Annotated in this window: 8 protein-coding genes; 2 read left to right on the top strand and 6 right to left on the bottom strand. The window is 29.7% G+C overall.

What is annotated here, in order from left to right; translation table 11 throughout:
* From GGR97_RS00140 to GGR97_RS00125, 4 genes are all read right to left on the bottom strand, one after another.
* Positions 1–1,030: leucine-rich repeat domain-containing protein (locus GGR97_RS00140; protein WP_167896388.1), on the bottom strand; the 1,030-nt coding region annotated here is incomplete at its 3' end.
* 186 nt (positions 1,031–1,216) lie between these two features.
* A complete protein-coding gene (locus GGR97_RS00135; protein WP_167896387.1) occupies positions 1,217–1,972 on the bottom strand; it encodes a UDP-2,3-diacylglucosamine diphosphatase in 756 nt (251 codons plus the stop codon).
* Between the two features lie 4 nt (positions 1,973–1,976).
* A complete protein-coding gene (locus GGR97_RS00130; protein ID WP_167896386.1) occupies positions 1,977–3,530 on the bottom strand; it encodes a S41 family peptidase in 1,554 nt (517 codons plus the stop codon).
* Positions 3,517–3,951: a deoxycytidylate deaminase gene (locus tag GGR97_RS00125; RefSeq protein ID WP_167896738.1), complete on the bottom strand. Its 435-nt coding sequence runs from the start codon at positions 3,949–3,951 to the stop codon at positions 3,517–3,519. The genes GGR97_RS00130 and GGR97_RS00125 overlap by 14 nt, the downstream gene beginning before the upstream one ends.
* 122 nt (positions 3,952–4,073) lie before the next feature.
* Between GGR97_RS00125 and GGR97_RS00120 the strand changes: the two genes are divergently transcribed.
* Together GGR97_RS00120 and GGR97_RS00115 are read left to right on the top strand one after the other, a co-directional pair.
* On the top strand, positions 4,074–4,988 hold the full coding sequence (locus tag GGR97_RS00120) for a formylglycine-generating enzyme family protein (RefSeq protein ID WP_167896385.1): 915 nt from the start codon (positions 4,074–4,076) through the stop codon (positions 4,986–4,988).
* A 59-nt stretch (positions 4,989–5,047) separates the two neighbouring features.
* On the top strand, positions 5,048–7,279 hold the full coding sequence (locus GGR97_RS00115; RefSeq protein ID WP_167896384.1) for a tetratricopeptide repeat protein: 2,232 nt from the start codon (positions 5,048–5,050) through the stop codon (positions 7,277–7,279).
* A gap of 64 nt (positions 7,280–7,343) precedes the next feature.
* Here the strand turns inward: GGR97_RS00115 and GGR97_RS00110 are convergent, their stop codons facing one another.
* Positions 7,344–8,651 carry an NAD(P)/FAD-dependent oxidoreductase gene (locus GGR97_RS00110; protein WP_167896383.1) on the bottom strand — a complete coding sequence of 436 codons (1,308 nt, stop codon included), beginning with the start codon at positions 8,649–8,651 and terminating at the stop codon, positions 7,344–7,346.
* A 104-nt stretch (positions 8,652–8,755) separates the two neighbouring features.
* Complete coding sequence (gene rpiB, locus GGR97_RS00105) at positions 8,756–9,187, bottom strand: ribose 5-phosphate isomerase B (protein WP_167896382.1); 432 nt, start codon at positions 9,185–9,187, stop codon at positions 8,756–8,758.
* Between the last annotated feature and the right edge of the window lie 915 nt (positions 9,188–10,102).

Genomic DNA, 10,102 nt, shown 5'->3' with positions numbered 1-10,102 from the left:
TTACACAACCTTTAAAAGCAGAAGAACCAATACTTGAAAGTGAACTTCCTAAAGTTAAACTGGTTAATTTTAAAGATGGTTGGTTACCTCCTAAACCAGATGTATCTGTTGTTGAAAAAGCAGAAGAACCAATACTAATTACACTATCTGGAATGGTTAAACTGGTTAAATTTTCACAGCCTCTAAAAGCAGAGGCTCCAATAGTAGTTAATGAATTACCTAAGGTTAAACTGGTTAATTTTAAAGGTGGTTCATAACCCAATAAATCATGATTATTATAAGTTTCAAAAGCGGAATCTCCAATACTTATTACACTATCTGGAATGGTTAAACTGGTTAAATTTACACAACCTTTAAAAGCAGATGCTCCAATAGTAATTAATGAACTACCCAAAGTTAAACTGGTTAAATTACTTTCTTTATTAAAAATTCTATTTTCATTAATAGCAAAAGCGGAGTCTCCAATACTAATTACACTATCTGGAATGGTTAAACTTACTAAGCTATTACAATTTTTAAAAGCAGAAACACCTATTGTCTTTAATGAATTCCCTAATGTTATGGTTTCTAACCTTGAATAGTTTCTATGAGCACCTATGAAAGAAGAATATCCACCTTCAAAAGCAAAATCTCCAATACTTATTACAGAATTTGGAATGGTTAGACTTTTTAATTCTGATTGTCCATAAAAAGCATACTCTTTAATTGTAACTATTGTGTTTGGAATCGTTAAACTTGTTAGTTCACTACATCCTTTAAAAGCTCCATTTCCAATACTTGTTACTGTAAAAGTAACTCCATTATTTGTAACAGTACTAGGTATATTTACACTATATCCTCTATAGGAACTAACACCCCCATAGTTAGTATTATCCGTTGTTCCTCTATAAGTAATATTATCTCCTACTTCTGCTGTTTTGTTAGTTGCATCTGTAATATTGTAGTTAAGACCATCAACAGTAAATGTTTGCGCATTTACATTTACCAAAGCAAAAAAGAGTAAAAGGCTTAAGAGTATTTTTTTTTTCATTTTATGTAGTTTTATCAAACACCAATACCTTGGTGTTCTAGTTTTAGTTGTTTTAAACAAAAATAACTTCTAAAAAACCACTAGAACAGCCCAATAAGACAATACAATAGCCCAATCGGACATTTTTAATAATAATTAAAAATGAAAAAAAGAGAGAAAATTAAATTATTTTTAACACTCTATATTTTAAGAATTTTGAAGGTGTTCCTTAATATCAAACACACCATTTTCTAAAACACCATAGGTAAAATAGGTAATCCAATCTCCGGTATTGATGTATTTAGAATTGTGAGGTAAATCAAAAATCATAGGTAAATGACGATGACCAAATACAAAATAATCGTAGTGTTTTTCTTGCAATACTTCTTTACAAAACAAGATTAAATGTTCGTTGTATTCTCCTAAAAATTTTACATCTACTTCTCCAGAAATAGTTTTATTTTCTATAGAAAGATATTTGGCCAATCCCATTCCTAAATCGGGATGAAACCACTTAAACAACCAATTACACAAAGGGTTTACAAATATTTTTTTTAAAAATTTATAGCCTTTATCTCCTGGTCCTAAACCATCGCCATGGCCAATTAAAAAAGATTTATCGTGCAACCTAAATTCGGTAGGTTTTCTATATACTGGAATGTTTAATTCTTTTTCAAAGTAATCTGTCATCCATAAATCGTGATTACCTACAAAAAAATAAATAGGAATTCCTGAATCTCTAATTTCTGCTATTTTTCCTAAAACTCTTACAAATCCTTTAGGAACCACATGCTTGTATTCAAACCAAAAATCAAATAAATCACCCAATAAAAATATAGCCTCTGCATCTTTTTTAACAAGATCTAACCAGTTTACAAACAACTTTTCGCGTTGTAAACTTTTTTCTGCATTAGGAGCTCCAAAATGTTGATCGGAAGCAAAGTATATTTTTTTAGCTTTCAATATTTTATTGATTTTGGTGTAAGGATATTACTTTTTTAATATAAGAATCTCTTTGTTGCATCAACTTAAAATACACCTCATCGGTGGTAAGTGTGGTTGCAAAATTTTCTTTCATAAACGCTTTTAATGTTTCGTTATCAGAAAATTTATAAGGTGCAATGTACTTGTTAAATTCTTTTAAAATACTTGGAGTTACTTTAAATTCTTCTAAAAAATTAGCTTCGTTGTATTTTAACAATTCCTTTCTGTTTTTGTCTACATAGTTGTATACAAAATTATTAATTAAGTTTAATTCGTAGTAATTAGAGCTACTTGTAGTATCTAAAGGAATAAATACATCTGGAGTAATTCCGCCACCACCATACACTACTTTTCCTTTTGGAGTGGTGTATTTTAATGAGTCTACTACCTTAATACTGTCTCTATAAAACAATTCTCCGCTTTTGTAACGACTAGAAACTTCATCATCGTAATTATTATTTCCATAAGGTTTTTGAATAGAACGACCCGTAGGAGTGTAGTATCTAGCAATGGTTAATCGCATGGCAGAACCATCGTTAAAATCTATTTCTTGCTGTACCAATCCTTTTCCAAAAGTTCTACGTCCAATAATAGTTCCTCTATCATTATCTTGTAAAGCACCCGAAACAATTTCACTTGCCGATGCTGAATTTTCATCAACCAATACATAAATATGTCCTTTTTCAAAAGAACCTTTACTTGTAGCTACTGAGTTTTTTTGACGACCTTTTTTGTTTTTTGTGTACACAATTAACTTTCCATCTGCTAAAAACTCATCAGCTATTTGATCAGCAATATGCATATAACCTCCTGGATTTCCTCTAAGATCTAATACTAAATCTTGAATTCCATTTTTTTGTAAAGTATCTAAAGCTGTTTTAAATTCATCATAAGTAGTCATGGCAAATCTATCAACTTTAATATACCCTAAATCATCTGTTAATTTAAAAGCAACGGGTACACTTTTAATAGCAACTTTACCTCTAGTAATGTTAAAGTCTATTAAATTTTGTTCTCCAGGTCTGTGTACTTTTACCAATACCTGACTATCTTCTATTCCTTTTAACTTACTAACTATGTCGTTAGAGTTTAAGCCTTTACCAAAAATAGTGTCTTTATCTGCCGTTAATAATCTATCACCCGCTCTAATTCCAGCTTTTTTACTAGGTCCATCTGGCAATACTTTTACCACTACAACTGTATCTTTTTTAACTACAAATTGTACTCCAATACCTACAAAATTACCTTCCATGGTTTCTTTTGCATATTGTTGAGCATCTTTAGATAAATAACTAGAATGAGGATCTAATTTGTCTAATAAATCAGTGATTAATTCTTCGGTAATTTTATCGGCATCAACCTCATCTACATATTCACTTTCTATGTATTTAAGTACAGAACTTAATTTACCACCATCTCTTAAATTGGTAGGATTGTAAATTTTTCCAACATTACTAATATTAAAAAAACTTCCTAAAATAATTCCGAAAGCGATTGATAATCCAATAAAAATTGGAATGTTATTATTTTGCTTCATGTATATCTAATTTCAATAATTCAACACCTGCTTTTCTTAAAAAATCTATTCCTGTGGTGTCTTTGTATTCTTGTGCATATACCACTCTTTTAATTCCCGATTGGTGAATTAATTTACTACAATCTTTACAAGGTGATAATGTAATATATAACGTAGCTCCGTTGGTAGATTGGGTAGAGGCAGCTACTTTTAAAATTGCGTTGGCCTCTGCATGTAATACCATCCATTTGGTATCGTAATTACTATCTTCACAACAGTTGTCAAATCCAGAAGGAGTACCGTTGTAACCGTCAGAAATAATCATTCTATCTTTTACAATTAAAGCACCTACTTGTTTTCTTTCACAATGCGACAATTTTGCCCACTCAAAAGCCATTCTTAAATAAGCCGTATCGTACTTTAGTTGTTTTTCATCCAGCATTGCTGTCATTTCAATTCTTTTTATTTAAACTATTGAACAAAAATAGTATCTTATTGTTACTTCGTACTAAAAATATAGATATAAATAGATAATATTGCACTTATAATAAATTAAAAATCCAAATGAAATACTTTTTTGCCCTTCTATTGACAGCCTTATTTTTACCTTCTTGTAAAAATGACAAACAAAATACTACAACTACAGCTACTAAAACTGAAGTAAAAGAAACAAAAACAGCTCCAATTTCTAAAGTAGCCGATACTAGTAATATGGTATTGTTTAACGGGGGAAAAATTACAGTAGGTGCAAATGATAGAACTCCTATTGAAGCTCCTGCTTTTGAAGCTACCGTAGCTCCGTTTTACTTAGATGTAAATTTAGTTACTGTTGCTGATTTTAGAAAATTTGTAGAAGCTACTAATTATACTACAGAGGCTGAAAATTACGGAGATTCTGGAGTGTTTGATTTTGCAAACATTACTTGGAACTTGGTAAAAGGAGTTACTTGGGAATTTCCTTTTGGAATTGATGGAGAAAAAGCCAAAGACAATCATCCTGTAACACATGTAAGTTGGAACGATGCGGTTGCTTATGCTAAATGGGCTAGAAAAAGATTACCTACAGAAATAGAGTGGGAGTTTGCTGCAAAAAATGGAAATAATTTAAAATATCCTTGGGGAAACACCGTTAGAAAGAACAATAAAATTATGGCCAATACTTGGGATGGAAAAACAATTCAAGATCAAAACGCAGTGGATGGATATTTGTTTACTTCTCCTGTTAATGCTTTTCCTAAAAGTAACAGTGGAATTTACGATATGGTAGGAAACGTTTGGCAATGGACAAGTTCTGTTTTTGAACCTTATGACAAAAATGCTCCTTTTCAAAAAAATCCAAATGCTGTAGTTACAAGAGGAGGTTCTTTTATGTATGACCAAGCTTTAGAATTAAGTTTTACAACTACATTTAGAGCTCAAAATACTATAGATTCTTCTTTATTTAATACAGGATTTAGATGTGCAAAATCTGTTAATTAAATAAAAGACTATTTAATCTTTTATTATTATATTTGAATACTATTTAAAACCATCATCTTTTGAAAAAAATTTATTTACTACTACTAACAACTTTGTTATTTATTGCTTGTAAAAACACAAAAGATGAGGGCTATCAAAAAGTAGATCCTATGTCTATTTTTACCAATACAGATAGTATTCCAAACAAACATTATGTAGGTAGTCAAAAATGTAAAGAATGTCATGCAGATCAATTTCAAGAATGGGAAGGATCTCATCATGATAAATCTATGCAAAAAGCATCTAGAGAAAGTATAATTGCTCCATTTAAGGGAGAAGTCTTTAAAAGTCAAGGAGTAACTTCTACCTTTTTTCAAAAAGATGGAAAATTCTATGCAAATACAGAAGGGAGAGATGGTAAAAATCATGATTTTCAGATTATTTATACTTTTGGATTAACTCCTTTACAACAATATATTGTGTTGTTTCCTGATGGACATTATCAATGTTTAAGAACTGCTTATGACACCGTAAAAGGAAAGTGGTTTGATTTGTATCCGGATTTTAAAGTAGTACATAGCGAATGGTTGCATTGGAGTAGAGGAGGACTAAATTGGAATACCATGTGTTCTGATTGCCACAGTACCAATGTTAAAAAGAATTACAACGAAAAAGACCATAGTTACGATACTAATTATGCTATTATAAATGTAAGTTGTGAAGCTTGTCATGGACCTGGAAAAGAGCATGTTTCTAATGCTATAATTAAAGGAGACCATTACAAAACAGATGGTACCATGCAAATGACCAATTTAGGTTCTAAAGAATTGGTAGATGCTTGTGCAAGATGCCATGCAAGACGTGAAAATGTTAGTTTATTTCACACTCCAGAAGGAACGTTTTTAGACCATTATTTTCCACAATTAATTCGTGAAAATTTATACCATGCAGATGGTCAAATTTTAGATGAAGATTATGTGTATGGATCTTTTGTACAAAGTAAAATGTATCACAATGGAGTAAGTTGTAAAGATTGTCATAACGTACATTCTACCAAAAGAAAATTTAATGACAATAGATTGTGTTTACAATGTCATGAAGGACCTAAATACGACACAGAAAGTCATCATAAACACCCTATGGGAACAGAAAGTGCTTTGTGTATTAACTGTCATATGACCGGTAAACATTATATGGGAAATGATTTTAGACGTGACCATAGTTTTAGAATTCCTAGACCCGATTTAAGTTTAAAATACAACTCACCAAATGCTTGTGCTGGTTGTCATAAAGATAAAGACGATCAATGGGCTTATGATAATTTTGTAAAACTATACGGTGAACCTAAAAAAGATCATTTTTCTGATAAATTAGCTCCTGGAATTACAAGAGCAGAAGGAGGTAAAGACAGTTTAATGGCTTTGGCCAATGATACTGTTTATCCAAATATTGCTAGAGCATCGGCAGTTTCTAATTTAAACAATTACGTTTCTGAAATTAATATTAATGATGTTCTTAAATTTTTAAAAGACGATTCTCCTTTGGTAAAAGGGGCTGCTGCAGATTTAATGTTTGAATTAAAAGCGGGAACCGAAAATTACAAAGCTTTATTGCCTTTGTTAAAAGACAAAAAAAGAGCTGTAAGAACTAAAGCCTTTTTTGCTTTAAGTGCTGTACCAGCATCTAAAATACCAGAAGAATATAAACCCTTTTACAACAAAGTAAAAATTGAATTTGCTAACGTTTTAAAAGTAGGAGCAGAGTTTTCTGGAGGTAGAATGAAACGTGCCCAATACTACATGAGTGTTGGTAAAATTCCAAGTGCTATTAAAACTTTAGAAGAAGCTTTGGTGTTAGACCCTATAAACAATATAGTCCGTACTACATTGGCTAATTTATACTATCAGAACAAACAGTATATAGAAGCAGAAAAAGCATATAAAACCATTATAAAACAAGAACCTGGTTTTGGATTAACCAATTTTGATTATGGTTTGTTATTAAACGAATTAGGAAGACCTAAAGAAGCTATTGAGCAATTAAAAAAGGCTCTTGAATTTATGCCAGACAATGATAGAATTGTTTATAATTTGGCTTTGTTACATTTTAAAAACAATCAAACTAGCAATGCTATTTCTGTATTAAAAACTCAATTAAAAAGAAGTGCTAACAATACTGATTTAATTTATTTGTTAGCTTATATCTACCATCAAAATAAGCAAATAAAATTAGCTAAAGATCAGGTTGAAAAATTATTACAATTGGATCCTAACAATCAACAGTATCAGCAATTTTATCAAGCGTTGATCTAATTAAAAAGCATAAAAAAACTCAACTTTATCAGTTGAGTTTTTTTTTATAATAACTTAATGTTTTTTACAATTCTGCATTGGTTCTTACCCTACGTTTACTCACGCTAAAACGTCTTACAATTAAACGAGATCCTTTGTTATAGTTAGTATAATTAAATACCCAACTTAATAAAATAACAATTCTATTTTTAAAACCTACTAAAGAAATTAAGTGGATAAACATCCAAATTAACCAAGCAAAAAATCCTCCAAATTTTAAGTTTTTTAAATCTACAACAGCTTTGTTTCTACCAATAGTTGCCATAGAACCTTTATCATTATATACAAAAGGTTTTAACTGCGTATTTCCTTTTAAAATTTTAGGAAAGTTTTTAGCTAAATTATTTGCTTGCTGTATAGCCGGTTGTGCTACTTGTGGATGTCCTCTTGGATAATCTTCCGAAATCATTAAAGCTACATCTCCTAAAGCAAAAACATCTTTAAAACCTTTTATTTGATTAAATTCATTTACAAAATATCTTCGGCTTCTTGGTTCTGAAGATTCTTCAGGAAAACCATTAATTCTGTTTGCAATAACCCCTGCAGACCAAATTAAAGTACGTGTAGGAAACTCTTTTCCATCTGCAGTTTTAGCTAATTTTCCATCATATTCTGTTACAATGGTACTAGTATGTACTTTTACTCCTAATTCTTCTAAAAATTGTGTAGATTTTTTAGAGGCATTTTCACTCATAGGAGGTAAAACTCTAGGAGCACCTTCTAAAATATTAATTTGCATTAAACTTGCATCTAAATCCGGATAATCTAAAGGTAATACACTCTTTTTAAATTCTGCAATAGCTCCTGCCAATTCAACTCCGGTAGGACCTGCACCCACAATTACAAAGTTTAATAAAAACTTTATAGTTTCCTCATCGGTTTCTACACTAGCTCTTTCAAAATTTTGTAAAATCAAACTACGTAAATTCAATGCCTGAGGAATTGTTTTCATTGGCATTGCGTGTTTTTTGATTTCTTTATTCCCAAAATAATTGGTTTTAGTTCCTGTGTTAATGATTAAATAATCATAAAACAAATCACCAATATCTGATTTTATAATTTTATTTTGGGTATCAACTTCTTTTACATCAGCCATTCTAAAATAAAAATTCTGTTGCTTTTTAATAAACATCCTTAACGGATAAGCAATAGAATCTGACTCCAATCCACTTGTAGATATTTGGTACAATAATGGTTGAAAAGCATGGTAATTATGCTTGTTAACCATTACTAATTGAATGGGTAATTTTCTTAATTTTTTAACTAAGTTTAAACCTGCAAATCCTCCTCCAATTACTACAACTCTTGGTAAATCAACTTTAGGTATATTCATTTTGTGTTATTTAAGACGAAACTAAAAACTGTTATATATACGAATCAATAAAAAAAACTGCATTGAAATTTCAATACAGTTTTTTAACTATGTAAGTTCTTTATTTAAGAGCAAGCAATTTTACTAACTCTATTTTGATGACGACCTCCTTCAAACTCAGTGTTTAAAAAAGTTTCTACCATTTCTATAGCTTGTTCTACAGCAGTAAAACGAGCAGGAATACATAAAATATTTGCGTTGTTATGTTGTCTTACTAAAGAAACAATTTCTTTTGTCCAACATAAACCAGCTCTTACGTTTTGATATTTATTAGCAGTCATAGCAACACCATTGGCACTACCACAAATTAAAATTCCAAAATCTACAACTTTAGTACCTACATCGCTAGCTACTTTATGAGCGTGATCTGGATAATCTACACTATCAAAAGTATCCGTTCCATAATTCACTACCTCAATTCCTTTTTCTTCTAATAACTTTACGATAGCTAATTTATAAGCTGGACCAGCGTGATCGTTTCCGATTGCTATTTTCATAATGGTGGTTTTATAATTTGCCACAAATTTACAAAAAACCTAGGGTATAGTGCATTAAGTTTTGCTAGAAAAGAAAACAGATTGTGTTTAAATATTAAACTTCTTTTACTTTAATATATAATAACTAACAATCTACTTGTTAGCTGTTAGCTTCTTTTCATATGTTTTTAGTGGTTCAACTAAAAAGAAGATTACTTTTATATTGTCTTTTTTACTATTAAGTATATTAATGTTTTTTCTACTTATATACCTTAATATAAATAAGATTAGTTCATTTATATTTTATCAATAAAACTACTTTTAACAAAGGAATAGCATCAAAAAAGCAGTTTAAAAAAAACTGTTTTATTCTAAAAAAATAAGATACTGATGCTCAAATAGTTAAGTTTTATAAAAATACAATATCATCAATAAAGTGAATAACTTTTTAACAAATTCACATTATTAACAGTTATTAACACCATAAATAATAACTATTGCTAAAAACCTTTAAAATCAACAGATTACAAAAAACAGCAAATTGTTGATAAACTGTGGTTAAAAAAACGAAAGTAAATTTTGTATTCTAAGCTTAAAAAACAATACGCGACACACCTAATACAAAGCAAATTTATTTACTAAAAAGTTTTGAACGGTTATTAACAATTTATTCACGGTTTATGAATAATCAACAATCATTTTTTTATACTTAGAAAAAGTAAAAAAACGGTTATTAACAACTGTGAATAACTACTATTAATCTATTTAAAACAAAGAGTTTATAAATCTAATAACTTGTTAATAAAGTAAACTTAATGTTACCTCAAAATTAAATTAAGTAGAGTTATTGTATAAATGAACACCTAATAATACCCTATAATTTGTTTTATAAATTTTAAAAAAGAAGAAATTAGATATTATATAAGTGTTGATAAC

This window comes from Wenyingzhuangia aestuarii (genome assembly GCF_011927765.1).
Taxonomy (GTDB): Bacteria; Bacteroidota; Bacteroidia; order Flavobacteriales; family Flavobacteriaceae; genus Wenyingzhuangia; species Wenyingzhuangia aestuarii.
Note: the sequence above shows the minus strand (reverse complement) of the source record. Positions and strands in the feature narration are given on the sequence as shown.